The sequence below is a fragment of the Micromonospora sp. NPDC007271 genome (genome assembly GCF_040634005.1).
Classification (GTDB): Bacteria; Actinomycetota; Actinomycetes; order Mycobacteriales; family Micromonosporaceae; genus Micromonospora.
Map to the genome: position 1 here is coordinate 18,469 of NZ_JBEYER010000077.1, position 19,170 is coordinate 37,638.

21 protein-coding genes are annotated in these 19,170 nt (G+C 73.3%); 9 read left to right on the plus strand and 12 right to left on the minus strand.

The genetic code is table 11. From position 1 onward, the window contains the following. Positions 1-88: 88 nt before the first annotated feature. Complete coding sequence (locus ABZ570_RS24485) at positions 89-1,189, minus strand: crosslink repair DNA glycosylase YcaQ family protein (RefSeq protein ID WP_358067970.1); 1,101 nt, start codon at positions 1,187-1,189, stop codon at positions 89-91. Positions 1,190-1,375: 186 nt separating this feature from the next. Here ABZ570_RS24485 and ABZ570_RS24490 point away from each other — a divergent pair, with 186 nt between their 5' ends. Genes ABZ570_RS24490 through ABZ570_RS24500 form a run of 3 tightly spaced genes read left to right on the plus strand, consistent with a single transcriptional unit; the run spans position 1,376 to position 3,676 of the window. Further along, positions 1,376-1,783 (plus strand): GntR family transcriptional regulator, encoded by a 408-nt coding sequence (locus tag ABZ570_RS24490; RefSeq protein WP_358067973.1) that lies wholly within the window; start codon positions 1,376-1,378, stop codon positions 1,781-1,783. 19 nt (positions 1,784-1,802) lie between these two features. Continuing rightward, positions 1,803-2,693: an ABC transporter ATP-binding protein gene (locus tag ABZ570_RS24495; RefSeq protein ID WP_358067976.1), complete on the plus strand. Its 891-nt coding sequence runs from the start codon at positions 1,803-1,805 to the stop codon at positions 2,691-2,693. Then, positions 2,690-3,676 carry a transporter gene (locus ABZ570_RS24500; protein ID WP_358067979.1) on the plus strand — a complete coding sequence of 329 codons (987 nt, stop codon included), beginning with the start codon at positions 2,690-2,692 and terminating at the stop codon, positions 3,674-3,676. The genes ABZ570_RS24495 and ABZ570_RS24500 overlap by 4 nt, the downstream gene beginning before the upstream one ends. 133 nt (positions 3,677-3,809) lie before the next feature. Here the strand turns inward: ABZ570_RS24500 and ABZ570_RS24505 are convergent, their stop codons facing one another. From ABZ570_RS24505 to ABZ570_RS24550, 10 genes are all read right to left on the minus strand, one after another. Beyond that, the gene (locus ABZ570_RS24505) at positions 3,810-4,118 is read right to left on the minus strand and encodes a VOC family protein (protein ID WP_358067982.1); all 309 of its coding nucleotides are present in this window, start codon (positions 4,116-4,118) and stop codon (positions 3,810-3,812) included. Positions 4,119-4,145: 27 nt separating this feature from the next. After that, positions 4,146-5,333 carry a DNA polymerase IV gene (dinB, locus tag ABZ570_RS24510; protein WP_358067985.1) on the minus strand — a complete coding sequence of 396 codons (1,188 nt, stop codon included), beginning with the start codon at positions 5,331-5,333 and terminating at the stop codon, positions 4,146-4,148. A 72-nt stretch (positions 5,334-5,405) separates the two neighbouring features. Then, complete coding sequence (locus tag ABZ570_RS24515; RefSeq protein ID WP_358067988.1) at positions 5,406-5,735, minus strand: nucleoside triphosphate pyrophosphohydrolase family protein; 330 nt, start codon at positions 5,733-5,735, stop codon at positions 5,406-5,408. Positions 5,736-5,865: 130 nt separating this feature from the next. After that, a complete protein-coding gene (locus ABZ570_RS24520) occupies positions 5,866-6,420 on the minus strand; it encodes a YciI family protein (protein ID WP_358067991.1) in 555 nt (184 codons plus the stop codon). 138 nt (positions 6,421-6,558) lie between these two features. Beyond that, positions 6,559-7,062 carry a DUF2231 domain-containing protein gene (locus ABZ570_RS24525; RefSeq protein WP_358067994.1) on the minus strand — a complete coding sequence of 168 codons (504 nt, stop codon included), beginning with the start codon at positions 7,060-7,062 and terminating at the stop codon, positions 6,559-6,561. Positions 7,063-7,119: 57 nt separating this feature from the next. Further along, positions 7,120-9,270, minus strand: a complete 2,151-nt coding sequence (locus ABZ570_RS24530; RefSeq protein ID WP_358067997.1) for a glycogen debranching N-terminal domain-containing protein — start codon at positions 9,268-9,270, stop codon at positions 7,120-7,122. A 48-nt stretch (positions 9,271-9,318) separates the two neighbouring features. Beyond that, complete coding sequence (locus ABZ570_RS24535; protein ID WP_358068000.1) at positions 9,319-10,065, minus strand: ABC transporter permease; 747 nt, start codon at positions 10,063-10,065, stop codon at positions 9,319-9,321. A gap of 102 nt (positions 10,066-10,167) precedes the next feature. Next, entirely contained in the window at positions 10,168-11,247 is a 1,080-nt protein-coding gene (locus tag ABZ570_RS24540; RefSeq protein ID WP_358068003.1) for an endonuclease/exonuclease/phosphatase family protein, read from the minus strand. Positions 11,248-11,361: 114 nt separating this feature from the next. Further along, on the minus strand, positions 11,362-11,772 hold the full coding sequence (locus tag ABZ570_RS24545) for a VOC family protein (protein WP_358068006.1): 411 nt from the start codon (positions 11,770-11,772) through the stop codon (positions 11,362-11,364). A gap of 137 nt (positions 11,773-11,909) precedes the next feature. After that, the gene (locus ABZ570_RS24550) at positions 11,910-13,043 is read right to left on the minus strand and encodes an N-acetylmuramoyl-L-alanine amidase (protein WP_358068009.1); all 1,134 of its coding nucleotides are present in this window, start codon (positions 13,041-13,043) and stop codon (positions 11,910-11,912) included. A 274-nt stretch (positions 13,044-13,317) separates the two neighbouring features. Here ABZ570_RS24550 and ABZ570_RS24555 point away from each other — a divergent pair, with 274 nt between their 5' ends. The 6 genes from ABZ570_RS24555 (at position 13,318) to ABZ570_RS24580 (ending at position 18,039) form a co-directional block, all read left to right on the plus strand. Next, complete coding sequence (locus tag ABZ570_RS24555; RefSeq protein ID WP_358068012.1) at positions 13,318-15,108, plus strand: hypothetical protein; 1,791 nt, start codon at positions 13,318-13,320, stop codon at positions 15,106-15,108. A gap of 51 nt (positions 15,109-15,159) precedes the next feature. Continuing rightward, complete coding sequence (locus tag ABZ570_RS24560; RefSeq protein ID WP_358068015.1) at positions 15,160-15,363, plus strand: hypothetical protein; 204 nt, start codon at positions 15,160-15,162, stop codon at positions 15,361-15,363. Positions 15,364-15,390: 27 nt separating this feature from the next. After that, positions 15,391-15,588 carry a hypothetical protein gene (locus ABZ570_RS24565; RefSeq protein WP_358068018.1) on the plus strand — a complete coding sequence of 66 codons (198 nt, stop codon included), beginning with the start codon at positions 15,391-15,393 and terminating at the stop codon, positions 15,586-15,588. A gap of 115 nt (positions 15,589-15,703) precedes the next feature. After that, on the plus strand, positions 15,704-16,585 hold the full coding sequence (locus ABZ570_RS24570; protein ID WP_358068021.1) for an SPFH domain-containing protein: 882 nt from the start codon (positions 15,704-15,706) through the stop codon (positions 16,583-16,585). Positions 16,586-16,627: 42 nt separating this feature from the next. Next, positions 16,628-16,975, plus strand: coding sequence for a PadR family transcriptional regulator (locus tag ABZ570_RS24575; RefSeq protein WP_358068024.1), 348 nt, complete (start codon positions 16,628-16,630; stop codon positions 16,973-16,975). Continuing rightward, positions 16,972-18,039, plus strand: coding sequence for a hypothetical protein (locus tag ABZ570_RS24580; RefSeq protein WP_358068027.1), 1,068 nt, complete (start codon positions 16,972-16,974; stop codon positions 18,037-18,039). The genes ABZ570_RS24575 and ABZ570_RS24580 overlap by 4 nt, the downstream gene beginning before the upstream one ends. Positions 18,040-18,189: 150 nt before the next feature. Here the strand turns inward: ABZ570_RS24580 and ABZ570_RS24585 are convergent, their stop codons facing one another. Beyond that, positions 18,190-19,059, minus strand: coding sequence for a hypothetical protein (locus ABZ570_RS24585; RefSeq protein ID WP_358068030.1), 870 nt, complete (start codon positions 19,057-19,059; stop codon positions 18,190-18,192). Positions 19,060-19,170: the final 111 nt, after the last annotated feature.

Here is a 19,170-nt window from a genome sequence, read left to right on the forward strand (position 1 = left end):
ACGCTGATGAAGACCGGCGGTGTTGCCACCGATCGGGCTTCCCGTAGCCCGCCATCAGCACGGAGGAAACCAGGGTGCGGCCCTGGCGTCAGCCGACGAAGTCCGCCTTGACCAGTCGGACCTGCCGGTGCGCGGCCAGCCGCTCGGCCTGCTCCCCGATGGCGGCCCGGCTGCGGGCGGCCGCCGCGGACCACAACTGCACCTGCACGGTCAGCTTGCCGCCGGACTGGCGCGGTCGCCAGGTGCCGGTGACCTCACCCCCGTCGAGCACCGCGCCGGGCCGGCCGAGCACCGGCCAGAGACCCTTGGCCCGGGCCGGGTCGTCGACCAGCAGCGGGCGGTCCTTTGCCTGCAAAAACAGATCGAACGGCCCGAGCAGCCGGACCAGTTGCGGGCGAGGCGCGTCGAACCGGTCGGCGTCGGCAGGCAGCACCCAGCGGGTCTCGCCGGCCACCGACACCTCGACGGCGTCGGCCGGCCACCGGGCCTTGACGTCCTTGACCGGCGCGTCGAGGTAGTCGGCGACGTGCTTGGGGGTGGCCGGGCCGAGCAGCCGCAGGTAGGCGCGGATCAGGTCGAACCGCGCCGACGGCTGGGCCGCCGGCCGGAAACCGGCGATGGGCTGCAGCACCGGCGGGGAGGTGCCGGCCCGCAGTTCCAGCCCGGCGCGCACCGCCGCGAGCCGGAACGGCATCTCATAGAGGTGGGTGGCGTCGCACGGCCGGCAGTGCCGCAGGTAGGGAGCGTCCATCAGGGCGGCGAGCCGGGCCGACACCTCGCCCTTGACCAGCGGCGCGGCCACCACCGATCGCATGGCGGCGGCAACGGCGTCCAGCGCGGCGAGGTTGCCGATGCCGGCCGCCTTCAACGGCCTGGCGGCGTCATAGATGCGTTTGCCGGCGTCGGCGTCGGAGAACGGCGCCACGGCCGCGGCGACCTGCGGCAGATCCTCGCGGCGGTAGAGATGCGGAGCGCCGCGCACGGTCCAGAGCGTGGCCAGATCAGGGTCGTCGAGCGCCGAGCCGTCCAGACCACGGTTACGCAGCGCCCACAGCCCGCCGTCCGGTCCGGTGTCCTGTGCGCCGATGTCGAGTACGGCGGTGTCGGCCAACGTGCCGGCGGTGCGGTCGAGCTGCTGGGCGCGCGTGCGGAAGCCGAGCACCTGGGCGCGGTCGATCGAAGCCACCACGAAGGCCAGGGTACGGCCTGCCGCCGAGGATCGCCCGCGCGTACCCGGGTCGACCGCTCCGGTGGTCTCGGGCCGCATGTCACCCGGTCGCGCGACCCGCCGTGGCGGGCCCTTGACAGTGGCTCCGATCGCGACAAGGCTGTCCCATAGTCCTACTGCCGTAGGACAATAGAGAGGACCGTCTGCGTGATCGAGTTTGTGCTGGACAGCCGGTCGAAGGTGAACACCTACATGCAACTGGTGCAGCAGGTGAAACAGGCGCTGCGGGTCGGCCTGCTGGTGCCGGGCGACCAGCTGCCAAAGGTTCGCGACGTCGCACAGTCGTTGGCGATCAACCCGAACACCGTGCTCAAGGCGTATCGCGAACTGGAGATCGAGGGACTGGTCGGCGGCCGACCGGGGGTCGGCACGTTCGTGGAGCGCACCCTGGCGGGCGCGTCCCTACCCAACCAGGCCGAGCTGCGCGAGGACCTGGTGGCCTGGCTGCACCGGGCCCGGTCCGCGGGGCTCACGCACGAGGACGTGATCGCCCTCGTGGAGACCACCATGCGAGCCGCCCTCGCCGACGAAGCACAGCAGAAGGAGCCCGCGTGAGCGGAGGAGAGGACAGAAGATGGACGTGGTCCTGGAGGCCGACCAGTTAGGCAAGCGATACGGCAACACCTGGGCGTTGCGGGACTGTACGCTGCGCCTGCCGGCCGGGCGGATCGCCGCCCTCGTCGGCCCGAACGGCGCGGGCAAGAGCACCCTGCTGCACCTGGCTGTCGGCCTGCTGCGACCGGACGCCGGAGCCGTGCGGGTCTTCGGCCAATCACCGTACGACAACACGAACACCCTGGCGGACATCGGTTTCGTCGCCCAGGACACCCCGCTGTACCGGGACCTCAGCGCCGCCGAACTGGTCACCGCGGGCGCGCGGCTGAACCGACGGTGGGACGGCGCTCTGGCCCGCAACCGGCTGGCTCAGCTCGGCATCCCGCCCGACCGCCCGGTCGGCAAGCTGTCCGGTGGACAACGCGCCCAGGTCGCGCTGGCGCTCGCGCTGGCCAAACAGCCACGGCTGCTGCTGCTCGACGAGCCGGTCGCCAGCCTGGACCCGCTGGCCCGCCGGGAGTTCCTCCAGTCGCTGATGGGCAGCGTCGCCGACACCGGCACCACCGTCCTGCTCTCCTCCCACCTGCTGGCCGACCTGGAACGGGTCTGCGACTACCTGATCGTGCTGCAGTCCGCCCAGGTGCAAATCTCCGGCTCGGTCGACGACCTCGTCGCCGAGCACCGGCAACTGGTCGGCCCCCGACACGACGGCAGGTCACCCGCCGGGGTGGCTGCGGTGGTCCGGGCCAGCCACACCGACCGGCAGTCCACGCTGCTGGTCCGCACCGACAGTGCGATCAACGATCCCGCCTGGACCGAGCGCGAGGTCGGCCCGGAGGACATCATCCTGGCCTACCTGGCCGACGGCGGCACGGCAGCGAGTCACATCGAGTGGGGGGTGCCGGCATGATCTGGCTGACCTGGCGGCAACACCGCAAACAGCTCCTGTTCACCCTCCTCGGGTTCGCCGCCCTCGCCGCCCTGATGGTCCCGATCGGCCTGTCGATGCGGCACACGTTCGTCGACCTCGGCCTGCCCGACTGCGTACGGCAGCTGGCCGACACCGACGCGGCCCCGGAGACCGTACGCAGCTGTGAAGGGGCGTTCCGCCAGTTCACGAACCGGTACGGCAGCCTGAATCTGGTGGCCGTCCTGCTGCTCGTCCTGCCGATGCTGGTCGGCCTGTTCTGGGGTGCCCCGCTGGTCGCCCGCGAGGTGGAACATGGCACGCACCGCTTCGTCTGGACCCAGGGCGTCGGCCGCACCCGCTGGGCGCTGGTGAAGTTCGGGCTGGTCGGCGCGGTCACGGTCGCCGTCGCGGTCGGCTACGGGCTGGGCATGTCGTGGTGGGTCAGCCCGCTGACCCAGGCCGCACACGAGGGCCGGATGGGCGTCATCGTCTTCGACCTGCAGGGTGTCGTTCCGATCGGCTACACCCTCTTCGCCGTGGCGCTCGGCGTCTTCGCCGGAACGGTCTGGCGCCGGATGCTGCCCGCCATGGCCGTCACCCTCGTCGGATTCGTCGGCGTACGGGCAGCGGTGGCGATCCTGGCCAGGCCGCACTACCAACCCGCCCGCACCCTTACCTTTCCGATAGAAGGGGCGGACCGACCGATGTCCCGTGGCGACTGGGTCCTCTCCAGCGGGGTCCGCAACGCCGACGGGACAATGGTGGCGCCCGACAGTCAGATCGCCTGCCCGCCGGGTAGCCGAGGGCCGAGCGGCGAGGCATGCGGCGCTGAGCTGGGCCTCGGGCCCGGCGCGTACAACTGGCAGCTCTATCAACCGGGAAGCCGGTTCTGGCTCTTCCAGGGCATCGAGACCGGCATCTTCGTCGTCCTCGCCCTGCTCCTGCTCTATCTCGCCATCCGCAGGATCCGCCGCATCGCCTGACGGCACCAGCAGTGATCGCCGGTCCCCACGTGGGCCCGGCGATCACGCGCACCGGACATCGACCGGGCGGACGGCCGCCCAGAGCCCGCGCAGCCATGCCTGCCACGGGACCGACCCCCGGGCCGCGAGGGCATCAACCGTGCGGAGCGGCCAGGGCGGGCGCGCCGTCGGCAGGGACCCTCGCGTACGCGGCGGCGGTGTCGTCGGTCCACAGGACGACCGCCGCGCGTTGGCCCGACGGCACGGCGTCGAGGCCGTGGTCGGCCCGGGTGGACGCGACCGACGCGACGCCGATGCGGTAACCGTCGAGGGCCAGGTCGACGTGGATCGGCTCGCCCTCGGTCGGCACCCGGAAGGTCTCGGTGAACCCGAGCTTGCTGTAGAAGTCGGCGGCGCGGGTGACCTCCACGCCGAACAGGATCACCTGCGGTTCCCGGAACATCGACAGGCGCGGACCCTACCCGGGCGGTCAGTCGGGCAGGCGGGGCATCTCCAGGCCGGGATCCCGGCCGAGCAGCACGGCCCGGGTCAGCGCGGTCGAGCCGAACCGGTCCCGGACCGCGTCCACCGCCGCATCCAGTTCCGCGCCCGGGTCGCGGGTGAACGGCAGCGTCAGCTGCACGTGCCCGTTGTCGAGGTTGCCGACGGACACCCCGAGCAGCGTCACGCCCCGGGACTCGATCTCCGGCAGGGCCGCGCGCAGCAGCGTGCGGACGGCATCGAGCAGCGGCCGGGTCTGGGCCGTCGCCTTGCCGAGGGTGTGCGATCGGGTCGCCCGGGTGTAGTCGGCGAAGCGTAGCCGCAGGGTCACCGTCCGCCCGGTGCGGCGTGCCGCACGCAACCGCCCGGTCACCCGGTCGACCAGCCCGGCCAGGACGGCGTCCAACTCCGCGGGGGAGTGCGGCCGCCGGCTCAGCGCGTGCTGGGCGCCCATCGAGGACCGTCGCCGCCCGACCCGCACCGGCCGGGGGTCGTGGTTGCGGGCGAGGGCGTGCAGGTGCCGGCCGGCGGCTGCGCCGACCAGCGACACCAGGGTCGCCTCGTCCAGCCGGGCCACCTGCCCCACTGTGCGGAAGCCCCGGTCGCGCAACTTCATCGCGGTGACGGGCCCGACGCCCCACAGGCGTTCCACCGGTAGCGGGTGCAGGAACGCCAGCTCCCGCTCCGGTGCGACGACCAGCAGCCCGTCCGGCTTGGCCACCCCGCTGGCCACCTTGGCCAGGAACTTCGTCCGGGCCACGCCGACCGTGATCGGCAGGCCGACGTGCTCGCGTACCTTCCTGCGCAGTCCGGCCGCGATGTCGGCGGGCGGGCCGACCAGCCGGCGTAGCCCACCGACGTCCAGAAACGCCTCGTCGATGGAGAGCCCTTCGACCAGCGGGGTGGTCCGCCGGAAGATCTCGAAGACGGCCCGACTCGCCGCCGTGTACGCGGCCATCCGCGGCGGCACCACGATCGCGTCCGGGCAGAGTCTTCGGGCCTCCCGCCCGCCCATCGCGCTGCGCACCCCGCGCGCCTTCGCCTCGTAGCTGGCCGCCAGCACCACCCCGCCGCCGACGATCACCGGGCGGCCACGCAGCCGGGGATCGTCGCGCTGCTCGACCGACGCGTAGAACGCATCCAGGTCGGCGTGCAGGATCGTCGCCTCGCTCGACACGCACCCATGTTCGCACATCTGTTCGAAGAAGGGGTGGCGGGCTGTGATGACCGCCCCGTCCCAGCCCCTGGCTCAGCGGTTGTCGCCGCTGCCACCCAGCACGCCTCGGCCCTGGCGGCTGGCCAGCTTGGCCAGGTTGGCCGTCGCGATGTCGTCCAGCGACAGGTCGAGGTAGTCGGCGAGCACCGCCACGTACCAGAGCACGTCACCGAGCTCCCTGGCGATGTCGGCCCGGTCGATCCGCGACTCGTCGCTGTCGAGGTCGCGGACCCACTTCTTGAACTTCTCGGCGATCTCACCCGACTCACCGACCAGCCCGAGCACCAGGTGAAGCAGCTCGTTCCTCTTGTCACGTGGAGCGGCAGTACGGAGGGCGCCGTGCTGATACTCGTCCAGGTCCATGGCGGACCAGTATGGTCGAAGGCTCCCGCCCGGCCAGCCGGGCCCTACTACGACCGCGAGAAGGCCGCCGGCAAGGAGTGCAACCCAGGACCGGTCACCCGCACTCTCCGCTTGGCGAAGCCCATCGGGGTCAGGACGGCCGCCCGCCGAACGCCCAGTTGTGCACCTCGACGTCGGCGTACCGCTCCGGGGCCAGCACCGCGCGCGCCTCGGCCGGGTCCGACGCCCGGACCAGCGCCGCCGTGCCCACCCGGCTGGCGCCGTCGTCGGACAGCAGCGGCCCGTACGCGATCAGCGCGTCCCGGTCTGGCGGCACGGCGTGCTCGGCCTCGGCCCGGGATGGGCCGAGGCCGAGCACCAGGTACCGGTTGCCGCCGGTCCGGCCGCCGGGGAAGTCCCACATGGTGCGCCCCAGCATGTTGCGCCACCGCCGCAGCAGCACGTCCCGGTACGCGCCGGCCTGGTAGTTGGGCTCGTCGAAGGCGAACGCGCGGGCGGCGGCGGGACCGGGCAGGTCGAGGATGTGGACGCTGCCAGTGGGCGTGCCACCGTCGTCGGCGAAGGTCGGGCCGCGCGCGATCATCTCCGCCGCATACCGGTCCATGTAGGACCAGTGCTCTTCCAACAATTCGTACCGCAACGCCTCGGAGCCGCGTCGGTCACGGTGGTAGCAGAAGAACTCCATGCCTCTGATCCTGCCCGCCATGCCGGGAACCGGCGACAGGCGGGTCGGACCTGATGCCGGCGGGCCGGCCCCGGGGCCAGTGGCCGTGGCGCCCACTGGCCCCGAACGGGCCCGCCCGAGAGGTGCCCGGCGGGCCGCTCAGGCGCCGCGGGCCCGCGCCCGGCCGCTGGACCGGCGCAGCGAGCTCGGCGCGTTCACGCCCGCCTGGTCGCTCACGCTGATACCGAGCCGCTCGACCAGCTCACCGCCGAGCCAGCCGGTCACCCCGGCGAGCACGAGGCCGACGAAGCTGCAGATCAGGGCCCCGGCGCGCGGTTCCCAGTTGGTGGCGGCCAGCCGCTGGAACCAGCTCGCCGCGAACAGTGCCAGCACCACCACGTTGCCGAGGCCGTGTGCGGCGCCGACCCGCTTCGCGCGGGTACCGGCGGGGATGGCTCGCCAGTCGATGAAGCCGAACAGCCCGGCGACCAGGCCACCGAGGATGCCGATGCCCATCGTGTACGCGGCGGAGATCTGGAACCCTGCCCGGTCGGTGGCCAGGTAGATGATGTCGAAGATCACCGCGGTGGCGAGCAGCCCCAACGGGAACACGATCAGGATGGGATGGATCCCGTGGCCCATCGCCTTGGCACGACTCTCCATTTCTGTCCCTTTCGTCTACGGCCCCAGTTCCGGGCCGGGTTCCCGGATCGGGCCCGGCTACACCCGGCGGCGACGCATGGAGATCGCCTGGCGCGGGGCCCGGCGGATCACCGCCAGCCGGTCGCCGCGCACGGTCAGCGAGGTCCGTCCGCCGCGCCGGCGCCGTACGGCCAGGTCGACCGTGGCACGTCCGACCCGTACGCCCTCCAGCCGCAGGTCGGGCAGCCACTCGGGCAGGTGCGGATCCACGACGATCGTGCGCAGCGACGCGGCCGGCCGCAGCGCCAGCAGCGCCTGGACCAGGGCGACGATCGCGCTGGCCGACCAGGCCTGCGGGGAGCAGGAGTTCGGGTAGACGCCGGGGTGCGGGTGAGCCGGGTCGCGGGGCAGGCCGCTGAGCACCTCGGGCAGCCGGTGCTCCTCGAACAGCGCCGCCGCGGCGAACATCCCCTCGGCCAGCCGGTGCAGCTGCTCCCAGCAGCCGTACCGGGCCAGCCCCAGACCGATCGTTCCCGCCTCCACCGGCCAGACGCTGCCGCGGTGGTAGCTGAACGGGTTGTACGCGGGGTGGTCGGCCGAGAGCGTCCGCACCCCCCAGCCGCTGAACATGTCGGGCGCGAACAGCCGGTCGGCCACCAGCGCGGCGGCCCGGACCGGCACGATACCGGTGGCCAGCAGGTGCCCGTCATTGGAGTTGGTCGAGCGTACCGGCCGCTTGTCCGGCCCGAGCGCCATCGCGTAGCAGCCCCGGTCGGGCAGCCAGTACGCGCGATGAAAGCGGCGACGCAGCGCCCGTGCCCGGGCCAGTAGGGCGGCGCCGCGTGCGGGGTGGCCGGTCATCGTGAACACCACGGCGGCGTGCCGCAGGGCGGCGTACCAGTAGGCCTGCAACTCGCTGGTGGCGATCGGATTGGCGACCGGCCGCCCGTCCTCGTCGACGATCGCGGTGTCGGAGTCCTTCCAGCCCTGGTTCTTCAATCCCGCCCGGGACCGGCAGTGGTACTCGAGGAAGCCGTCGCCGTCCGGGTCGGCGTACCGGTCGAGCCAGTCCAGCGCCCGTCGGGCCGTCGGCAGCAACTCCCGCACCGTGTCCAGGTCTCCGGTCCAGGCGAGGAACTGCCCGAGGAAGACCAGGAAGTCCGGCGCGGTCGACCAGTCGCCGTAGTAGGCGGTGAACGGGTTCAGCCCGAGCGCGGAGACCGGCCCCTGCCGGGCCTCGTGCAGCGGTTTGCCCGGTTCCTCGTCGCGCCAGTCGTCCAGCCGCTCACCAAGGTGGCCGGCGATGAGCCGCAGGCTGTCGGCCAGCATGGTCGGACCGGCCAGCAGCGCCTGCCAGGAGGCGGTCATCGTGTCCCGACCGAAGATCTCCTGGTAGATGGGCAGCCCGGCGATCGGCGCCGTCGGGCCGGCCGGCTCGCCGAGCGGCAACACGGCCAGGTCCTCCACGGCACACCGCCAGGCCGCCGTCACGTCGAAGTTGCTGCTGCTCAACCGGGCCAGCTCGGTGGCCAGCCGGGCCCGGGCGCGGGCCGCGGTGTCGTCGGGTTCGGCGAACGTCGCCGGGGGAGCGGGCAGCCGCTCCCCGTCGAAGACCGGCTCCACCAGCAGCTCCACCCGGGCGCTGTCACGCGGGGGCACGGCCAGGTCGACGGCGAACGCGCCGTCGGCGTACTCGACCGGGGCGTCGGCCCGGATCCGGACCGCGACCGCGCGGTCGAGGTCGTCGCGCAGGTAGGTCAGGCGCAGTTCCCCCGCCGCCGGGTCCCAGGCGGTGCCGACGCCGCCGGTCTGCAAGCGGCGGCCCGTCTCCGCCTCGCTGGTGTCGGCGAAGTCCGCCTCGACGCGGATCCGCACCGGAAACCGCAGCGGCCGTTGTGCGTAGCTGACCGCCGTGAACCGGATCCGCAGGCCCGGCCCGACGAACCGCTCGGTCAGCAGGTACGCGGCCCGCGACGGCACCACCTCGCCGTCACCGAGTTCGGCGTACGACAGCTGGGCGTGCCCCTGCACGTTCGCGGCGGCGAACGGGACCGGCTCGCGGCCGTCGACGGTGATCCGCTCCCGGCTGAGCACCCGGGTGTTACGGGCGAAGAAGCCCTGCGGGCCGGCGCCGCTGATCCGGCCGCGCACGTCGGTGACCAGGGTGCTCCACCCGCTCGCCACGTACAGCAGGTCGGGACGGACGCGCAGGTTGCGGACCCTGGTCATCCGCCGGCCTGTACCCGGTCGTGGTCCCGGTACACCCGCCGGGGCGGTTCAGGGTGCGGTGCGGGCCCGGTCGCGGACGAGCAGTTCGAGGGCCAGCGCGATCGCCACCGCCTCGACCGCCAGCAGGGTGAGCAGGATGAGCAACTGGGTCGCTCCGGCCTGCACCGGCCCCGCCCCGCCGAGCAGCACGCCGACGAACGCGCCCGGCAGGGTGACCAGGCCGACCGTGCGGGTCTGGTCCAGCGCGGGGATGAGCGCCTGCCCGGCGGCCGGCCGGCAGACCTCCAGCGCCGCGTCGCGGGGGAGCAGCCCCAGGGCGAGACCGGCCTCGTACTCGCCGTGCCGGGCGCGCAGTTCGTCCAGGGTGCGCCGGCCGGCCAGGCTGGTCGCGGTCATCGCGCCACCGATCAGGATGCCCGCCGTCGGCAGCACCGCCAGCGGCGTCGCCGGCAGGGCCCGGCTGACCAGCAGGACGCCGAGACTCGGCAGCACCCCGGCCGCGATCGCCAGGGGGGCGACCCCGCGCGGGCAGGACGGCCCGATCCGCCGTCGGGCGGTGATGCTGGCGACCACGTACATGAGCAGGATGAACGCCCCGGTGCTCCACCAGGCGGTCAGCACGGCGACGATGACCAGCGACACCACGCCGAGCTGCACGGTGGCCCGCGCGGCCGCGGTCAGGACGGCCCGACCCCGGCCGACCCCGCTGAGCCGCAGCACGGCGGCGGCCGCCACGGTCAGCCCGAACAGGGCGGCGACCAGGGTCGGCCCGATCGGCACCGGGCCGGCGCTCATCGCCGCGCCGTCGATCGGCGCGACCGCTCGTGCGGGATGTCCTGCGCGCCGGCCACCCGGTGATCGTATTCGTGCCGCCCGGTCCGCGCTCGGGTCCAGCGGTTACGGAAGTGCGAGCACCGCCTGGTGACCCAGGTGATCCGACGCCCACCGCCCGTCCGGCGTCCGGCGCTGCGTGCCGAAGACCTCGCTGGCCAGCGGCACCACCGAGCCGCGGACCAGCACCATGTCGATCCGGTGCTCGACGTCGTCGGCCGGCTGGGTCAGGTCGTCACCCAGCCCTGCGGTGTAACCGGGGTCGCCGGGGTGCAGGATCGGCCAGGTGTCGACCATCCGGCCGGCCACCAGGGCGAAGTAGGCGAGCCGGTTGTCCGGGTCGGGCAGCTCGGGGCCGGAGTTCAGATCACCGACGAGGATCAGCCGTCCGGGCACGTTCAGCGGTCCGCGCAGCAGCTCCTGCGCCTGCAGCAGCCGTACGCCGGGGTGGTACGCCTCCAGGTGGGTGTTGACGAACCGGAACGACCGGCTGCCCAGTACCGCGTCCACCGCCGTCCAGCCGCGGGTGCTCGTGGCGGTGCCGCCGACGGCCGACAGCGGGAAGACCAGATTGTTGACGTAATTGCCGGACGACGTGCCGGTCACCTTGATCCGCCCACCGTGTCGCACCAGGACCACGTCCCGCATGGTGAGCCGGACGTCCACGTTGTGCGGTGCCGCGGCCGGGCCCTCCAGATCGGCCTCCTCGCGTACCACGGCAACGTCGTACGGGTGACCGGAGGCGGCCAGCTCGGCCATCAGCAGCGCCAGGTAGTCGTACCGGACCTGGGTGGCCGGGGCCGGGTCACCGATCGCCCCGGTACGCCACAGCGCCACCTCCTGCAGCCCGACCAGGTCGGGGTCGCGCTCGCGGATCTCCTTGGCGACCAGCGCCGCCCGGGCCGGGAAGTTGACCAGGTCCACGTGGCTCAGCAGGGCCGCGTTGGCGGCCATGAACGCCGGCAGGGTCGGCGCGGCGATCGACGGCGTGAGGTTCCCACCGAGGTAGAGGTTGCGGGTCATCACCGCGACCTTGGGCCCGGCCGCCGCGTACGCCGGCGGGGCGATCAGTCCCAGGCTGGCCGCCACGACGGCGACCGCGGCGACCAGCCGGGTCAGGAGCCTGCGGTGCGAGGTGCCTTCCATACGCTGGTCCTCTCCGGCCGGGGCGCCCGCGTCAGCGGGAGCTCTGGGTACGCTAGCGCCGGGAAGACCATCGTGGACACCGCCGTTCGGGCGACGTCCCCTGGCCGGTGCGGATCAGGGCTCAGGCTGGCTGATGTTCACCAGCCAGCCGATGCCGAACCGGTCCACGCACATGCCGAACTCGTCGCCCCACATCTGCTTCTCCAGCGGGACGGTCACGGTGCCGCCGTCGACGAGCATGTCCCAGTAGCCACGCAGCACGTCCGCGTCGTCGCCGCTCAGGCTCACCGTGACGTTGTTGCCGACGGTGGGGGCCATCTCCGGCGGCGTGTCGGAGGCCATCAGCGTGAAGCCGCGGTCGGTTTCCAGCTGCGAGTGCATGACCAGGTCGGCGAGCCCGGGCTCCGGGTTGCCGAACTCGCCGAAGGTGCTCGTCCGCAAGGTCCCGCCGAACACCCGCTGGTAGTACTCCATCGCCTCGCGCGCCGTGTCGCGGAAGCTGAGGTACGGGTTGAGTTTGATCATGTCGCCTCCTCAATTGTGACCTGGGGATCGTCGCAGAGCGACGGGCCGGTGCCAACGAGGCGCGACGAGGCGATGACGGACGGTGCGATGGAGGTGTCGCCGTTGACACCTCCACCGCCCTCCCCGCCGTGCGTCGGTCAGTCCTTCTGGAACGACTGACGCACCACGCCCCCCACCAGGGCGCACCAGGTGGTGGTGCTGACCTTGCCGTTCGGCTCCAGACCGTGCAGGTGCTGCAGGTCCTTGAGGGCCTTCTTGGTGACGTAGTCGTACTCGCCGGTGATCGCGACGTCGGCGTAGCCCTTGGAGTTGAGCATGAACTGCACCGCGCTGACCGGGATGCCGGCCGCGTCCTTGTCCAGCTCGGGCGCCAGGGTCTCCCAGGTCGGCGTGGTGAGGGTGGCGTCGATGTCGACCGGGATGCCGTTGCGGGCCTGCCAGTCCTGCACGGCGGCGACGGTGGCGGCGTCGAAGACGCCGTTGACCGGGACGGTGTAGCCGCGGAACGTGAGCAGGTACTGCGCGACCTTGACGACGGGTCCGCCGACGAACCGCCAGATGTCCGGCCAGCGGCGGGCCGGCACGTCGGACAGGTGGGTGCCGAGGTTGGCGAAGACCCGGCGGCGCAGCGTCGGGAACTCCCGGTAGAACATCGCCCCCGGGCACAGCGTGGCCCGGAAGTCCCAGTGGCCGAAGATGTCGTGCGCGTGCAGCCCGTACTGCTGACAGATGGTGGTGCAGAGCTTGACCAGGGAGTCGAGCAGCTCCTGCGGCGGGGTGTCGGTGACGTAGGTGCCCTCGTTCTCGATGCCGATGGCCCGGCCGTTCTCGCCGGGGCAGTGCGCCGAGATCATCTGCCGGTCGCCGGCCGCGAGGCGTTCCAGGCTGCCGCGCCGGCCCTCCAGTACGTGGCCGCCCCGGCTGACGGTGAAGTGCTGGCCGGTGTCCGACCAGCCGTTGCCGTCCATGTGCAGGTTCTGGCAGTCGCGGGCGAGCTGCTTGGCGTGCTCCTCCGAGTAGTCGGTGCTGTTCGGGAACGCCATGTGGTGCACGATGATCTTGTTGGTGGCGATCGCGCTGATCGACAGCGGATCCGCCGGTGGCCGGGCGCCCCACTCGTCGCAGCTGATGATCCAGTCGAGGTCGGCGCCCGGCGCGGCCTGCGCGGCGGCGGGGAAGGCGAGTTCGCTCCCGACGACCGCGACCGCGGCGGCGCCCAGGCCGGCCCGCAGCAGGGTACGGCGGTCCAGCTCAGGGTGGTTGAAGTGCATGTCATCTCCTCCGCGGCAGGCCAAGGACCAGGGCATGTAAAGGAACTTCAAAGGCCGCGCGTGCCACGGAGGATATTGCCAAGAACGCGCGCCGCGCTAGGGGCTGACGGCGACCAGAATCGATCGGCCGGCAACTGCGGACGGTCGAATGTGGGCCAGTGCGGTCAACTCGGGCGGATGGCTGGGCGAGGGCATCCACTCGCGTGCCGGATCCCGACTCCGCGCCGCCGGCCGTAGGCTGGCGCGACGACCGGCACCGGGCAGGGGGAGTTGAATGGGCGATCAGCCACGGCTGGACCGACGGAGTCTGCTCGTCACAGCCGGCGGCCTCGCCGTCGCCGGGCTCGCCGTGCCCGCCGCCCTCGCCGCCACCTCCGCGACCGCACCGCGCGTCCCGGCCCGGGGCCGGCGCCCGATCAGCATGGCCATGCACATCCATGCCTCGTTCAGCGAGGGCATCGCCAGCTACGCCGCCCACCTCGACCAGGCCCGCCGCAACGAGGTCGACGTCGTCTGGTGGACCGACCACGACTTCCGCGTCGCCGCCCACGATCACCGCCGGACCGTCCACTTCGACGGCGCGGAGGAGCTGGAGGGCCGGCTCGCCTGGACCTGGCAGGCGTCCACCGAGGGCCGGCTCACCGCGTCCGGCGCTGACCACGTCGACCGCCCGCACGGCGCCGACGACCCCGGCAAGGCGCTGCGCCTCACCGCCACCGGCGACGGCATCCTCTGGTACGCCGGCCAGGCCTGGAACTGGACGCACACCGGCAACATCTCCGACACCACCCTCCACCTCGACGTGCTGCCCGAGGCGGCGGGACCGCAGGCGGCGCTGATCGTCGAGATCGCCCTCTCCCACCATCCCGCCGGGCCCGGCCGGCCCGCCGGCCAGCTCGTCCTGCGCTACCGCATCGGCGCGGGCCGGCCCGCCGGGCACACCACCGACGCCCTGGTCGGCACCGTGGACCTGCCCGCCCGGCCCGGGCAGTGGCAGCGGCTCACCCTGCCGCTGCTGGCGGACGTCCGGCGGCTCTGGCCCGACCTGGTCGCCGGGGACAACTCGCTGCGCGGGCTGCGCCTCGGGCTGACCGTGCAGGCCGGCGAGCGGGGCAGCTTCGTCGTCGACCGGCTGGTCTTCGACCGGGCCCGCCGGGCCGGCCAGGCCGGCGAGGAGCTGCGCGCCGAGGTGCTGCGGGCGTACGACGGGGCGTTCCCGGAGGTCACCCACCACCGGGCGTACGAGGTGTCCCTGGTCCGGCACCTCAACTGGTTCGGCGGTGACCAGACGCTGCCGGAGTTCCCGTCACCGCCGTACCGCGACAACGACGCCGCGGCGACCGAGCGGATGGTGGAGTTCCTGCACGCGCACGGCGGCGTGGTCTGCTGGAACCACCCGCTCGACGTGGAGCGGCGCGACTCGCTGGCGCGGCTGCTGGTGGACCGGAACGCCCTCGGCGTCGACCTGATCGAAATCGGTCGCGCGCCGCTGGACGATCACCTCTGGGCGTACGACGTGGCGGCCCGCAACGCGGTCTTCGTCACCGCCGTCGGGGTCACCGACGACCACGACGGCACCGACTGGCGAGCGCGGAAGGACCGCCACCTCACGTACGTCTGGGCGTCCGCCACCGACCGGGACGAACTGGTGGCGGCGCTGCGCGCCGGGCGGGCCTGGTTCACCGACCTGGCCCGCTACCGCGGCGCCCTCGACCTCGAGGTCGCCGGCCGCACCGCGATGGGCGCCGTGGTGCTCACCGACGTCGCCGAGCTGGCGGTACGCCTGCGCGCCACCGACCTGCCGGCCGGCGCGTCGCTGGAGGTGGTCACCGGCACGGTCGACCTGGCCGGGCTCGCCGACCCGACCCCGGCGACCCGCACCAGCACGGTGCCCGGCCGGCAACTCCGGCAGGGCTGGCACGATCTGCGGGTCGAGCCGGGCGGCGGGGCGTACGTCCGCACCCAGGTCCGGGGGAGGGACGGCGCGATCGTCGGGACCGGCAACCCGGTGTGGCTGCTGCGCTCGGCTCCGCCGCGGGGAATCCCCCCGGCCCGCCGCTTCTGACTCCCGGCTCCTTTGATGTGATGCCGTCCAGTTGGCCGGGAGGAGCGGTCCGTGAGCCTGCACTACGAGGTGGTCCTCACCTGCTTCCTGGCCGACGAGACGCCGCCGGAGGTACTCGACGCCCTCCGCTGGCATCTCGGACTGCGCGACGAGCGGCCCGCCACGCTGGACCCGGGCGAGCACCCGTACCCGCTGCTGGAGCCGGACCCGGGCAGCTACCTTCCCGGGGGCGACGTGGCGTCGCTGCGCCGGTAGAAAGTCGGCTTCACCGCTGCCGGCGATGTGTATGAGTGGGGCCCGCACAGCCGGAACTACTGGCTCGACGACGACATGGGGGAGCTGAGTGCCATCCTCGACCTCCTCGCGCCGCACGTCGCCGAGGACGGGTTCGGCGGCTACTTCCGCGAGGTGTACGAGGCGGAGCTGACCGTCTTCGAGTTCCGCGACGGAGCCCATCTCGTCAGGGACCTGAACCGTTGACCCGGCCGGGCCAGCGTTCCCGGGCGGCGAAAGGGGCCCGCGAGCGGGAATGGACGGCGGCGAACGGGGTACGCGCGGCGCCGGGAGGCGGCCGCCTCCGGGATCGAGGGGGACCATGGCAGTCGCCGCCGTCGTCGCAGCGGTCATCGTCGTCGCGATCGCGCTGCTCGGGTTGTCGCTGAGCGTCCGGCTGGTGCAGCAGTACCAGCGCGGCGTGGTGTTCCGCTTCGGCCGGGTGCTGGAGCGAATCCGGCAACCCGGCTTCCAACTGATCATTCCGGTCGCCGACCGGATGGTGCGGGTCAGCATGCAGACGACGGTGATCGGGGTGCCCGCGCAGGGCGTCATCACCCGGGACAACGTCACGCTCACCGTCGACGCGGTCGTCTACTACCGGGTGGTCGACCCGGTCAAGGCCCTGGTGAACGTGCGGGACTACCCGGCGGCGGTGCTCCAGGTGGCGCAGACCGCGCTGCGGTCGGTGATCGGCAAGGCCGACCTCGACACCCTGCTGCGGGACCGGGACAGAATCAACGCCGAGCTGAAGGCGGTCATCGACGCGCCCACCGAGAAGCCGTGGGGCCTGCTCATCGAGCGGGTCGAGGTGAAGGACGTGGCGCTGCCCGAGGGGATGAAGCGGTCGATGTCCCGCCAGGCCGAGGCGGAGCGGGAACGCCGGGCCCGGGTGATCGCCGCCGACGGCGAGTTCCAGGCGTCGCGGCGGCTCGCCGACGCCTCCCGGGCGATGGCGAACACGCCGGGGGCGTACCAGCTGCGGTTGCTGCAGACGGTGGTCGACGTGGCGGCGGAGAAGAACAGCACCCTGGTCATGCCGTTCCCGGTGGAGCTGCTGCAGTTCTTCCAGGAGTACGGGCGGCGCGCCCGGGAGCAGGCGGGACCCGGCGGGCCGGGGGCAACCGAACCGGACCAGGCGCTCGGCCCGACCACCGAGCGAGTCGCTGCGGCTGCCGAGGGGGACGGCCACCGGCCGCAGTGACGGGGCAGCGCATATACCGGCAATCTGTATATGCTGCTCGGCATGACCGACAGTCCGATGCGGGAACCCACATTCCTGGTCCTCACCGCGCTGGCCGAGACACCCCAACACGGGTACGCCGTCATCGAGGACGTGCTGCGCATCTCCGACGGCCAGGTCCGGCTGCGCGCCGGCACCCTCTACGCCGTACTCGACCGACTACGTGCCGACGGCCTCATCGAGGTCGACCGCGAGGAGGTGGTGCAGTCCCGGCTGCGCCGCTACTACCGGCTCACCGCGCTGGGCGCGGCCCGCCTCGCCGACGAGGTCGCCCGGCTGCGCCGCAACGCCGACGCCGCCAACCGGCGGCTGCGCCGCGCCGGCCTGCTTCCCCAGGGAGGGACCGCGTGAGCGCCGACGAGCTGGAGCGCCGCTACCGGCGGCTGCTCGCCGTCTACCCGTGGGAACACCGCCGGGCCTACGAGGACGAGATGCTCGCCGTTCTCCTCGCCGACGCGCGGCCCGGGCAGACCCGGCCGAGCGTCGGGGACGCGGTCAATCTGCTGGGCGCCGGCCTGCGGGCGCGGCTACGGGTGGGCGCACGGGGGTTCACCGAGCCGGCCTGGGCGGATGCCGCCGCCGTGACCGGCGTTCTGGTGGCGCTGGTCCTGTTCGCCGCCGCCGGATGGAGCCTCGTCGACCAGGCGGTGCCGGACCCGCTGCTGCCACCGCCGGTGCGGCCCGGCGGCCCGGACCAGGTCGACTGGCTGCGGGTGGGCGGCTGGGCGGCCGTCCTCGTGGCCGCGCTCGTCGGGCTCCGGCGGGTGGCCGCCGGGCTCGCCTGGGCTGGCGTGGCCGCCTGGGTGGTCCTGGTCGGGTCGAGCGTCACCGGCCAGCCGGCGTACGTGATCGGCACCCTGCCGCAGTTCGCGCTCGCCCTGCTGGCCGCCGGAACGCTCACCCTGCCCGCGCCGCCCCGGCGGGCCCTGCGGCTGCTCGGTCGGCGTGGGCTGGGGGCGTTCACCCTGGCCGCGGTGCTGCCGGTCGGGGTGCTGGCGGCCAGCCGGCTCGGCCATCCCACCGCCGACCCGGCCGACGGGAACCCGTGGTACTCCTTCCACGGGCTGTACGCCCGCAGCCCGCTCGTGATCCTGCTCTTCCTGGCCGTCCTCGGGCTGGCCGCGGTGGCCGTCCTGTTCGGTCTGGCGGCCCTCGACCCACGGGTCCGCTGGCGGCTCGTGGTGCTGCTGTCGCCGGTCGCCGCGTTGACCCTGCTCATCGACACCCCGCTGGCCGGCGAGGTGGTGGATGCGCTGGGGCTCTACACCATCCCGCTGGCGGTCACGAGGTGGGCGGCGCTGGTCCTGGTGCCCACGATGACCTTCCTCGCCGGGCTGGTGCTGCTCCGCCGCCGGAAGGCAACCCCCACGTTGCCCCCGACCCAAACCACCACCCCCAAACCCCCCACCCCCTAACCACCCCCCCGCGCTGCCCCCCACCCCGTCGATCTTGCACTTTCTGCCCGTACACAACGGGCATTCCACGCGGATCGAGGTCCGAAAGTGCAAGATCGACGACCGGGGCGAGGGGCGGGCGGCGAGGGACGGGGGCGGGGGCGGGGTGGGTCAGGGGAGCAGGTCGCCGGTGGGGAGGGGCTGCTTCGGCCGCGGCGAGAGCGGCGGCGAGAACAGCGGTGAAGAGGGCAGGGGTGAAGAGGGCAGCGGTAGGGGCAGCTGAGGCAATGGCAGGAGAGGACTCTGGGCCCGACTTGGCGAACCGCTCGGCTCGGCGGGCGGTGTGCCCGGCCGGGACGGTGCCGGCCCGGGGGCCGACGTGGCGGCGCTTGGCCGGGAGGGGGAGCCGGTCGGGCGTAGGGTCGGTGCGGGGGAGGACGGAGCGGCCGTCTGCGCAACCGTGGTCGAGGTGCCTGTCAGCTCCGCCGACAGGGCGTCGAGCTCGCCGCGCAGCCGGTCGACGGCGGACGGGTCGGTGACGGCGGTCAGCTCGCCGTGTGCCTGATCGGCCAGCTGCCGGGCGTGGTCGAGCCGCCCGGCGGCCAACGCGGCCCGGGCCTCGGCGATGGTCTGCTCGACGACCCGCACCTCGGCCTGCTGCGGGTACAGCAGCTTCGTCAACGACCAGAGCGGGCTGCCCGGCTCCGCGCTGCGGCTGCCGATGCCCAACCCGGAGACCAGGGCGAGTAGCGCGACCCCGGCCGCGGCGAGGCGCAGCGCCCAGGGGCGGGGCCGAAGGGATCGGCCGGCCGGGCGCAGCGGAACTGCCGGCGCGTCCCCGTTCGGGGCCGGCGGGCGGAGGTTTGCCGGCTCGGGGGCGCCGTCGGCGAGGTCGGCGCGCCAGGCGGCGAGCAGCACCGCCAGGTCGTCGTCGGTGGGCGCCGCCTCACCGTGGCCGAGCGCGTCGAGCAGCATGTCGTCGCGGGCGAGGACCTCCAGGTCCATCGCCTCCTCGCCGCCGCCCGGCGTGCGTCGCCTCATGTCGCCACCTCGCTCCGCTCGGGGGGGGCCAAAGGGTGAACCCCGCCGCCGGGGGGTTATTGGCCCCCCCCGTACCGGGGGAAGAGCCGGGGGGGGAGGCGGGGTGGACCC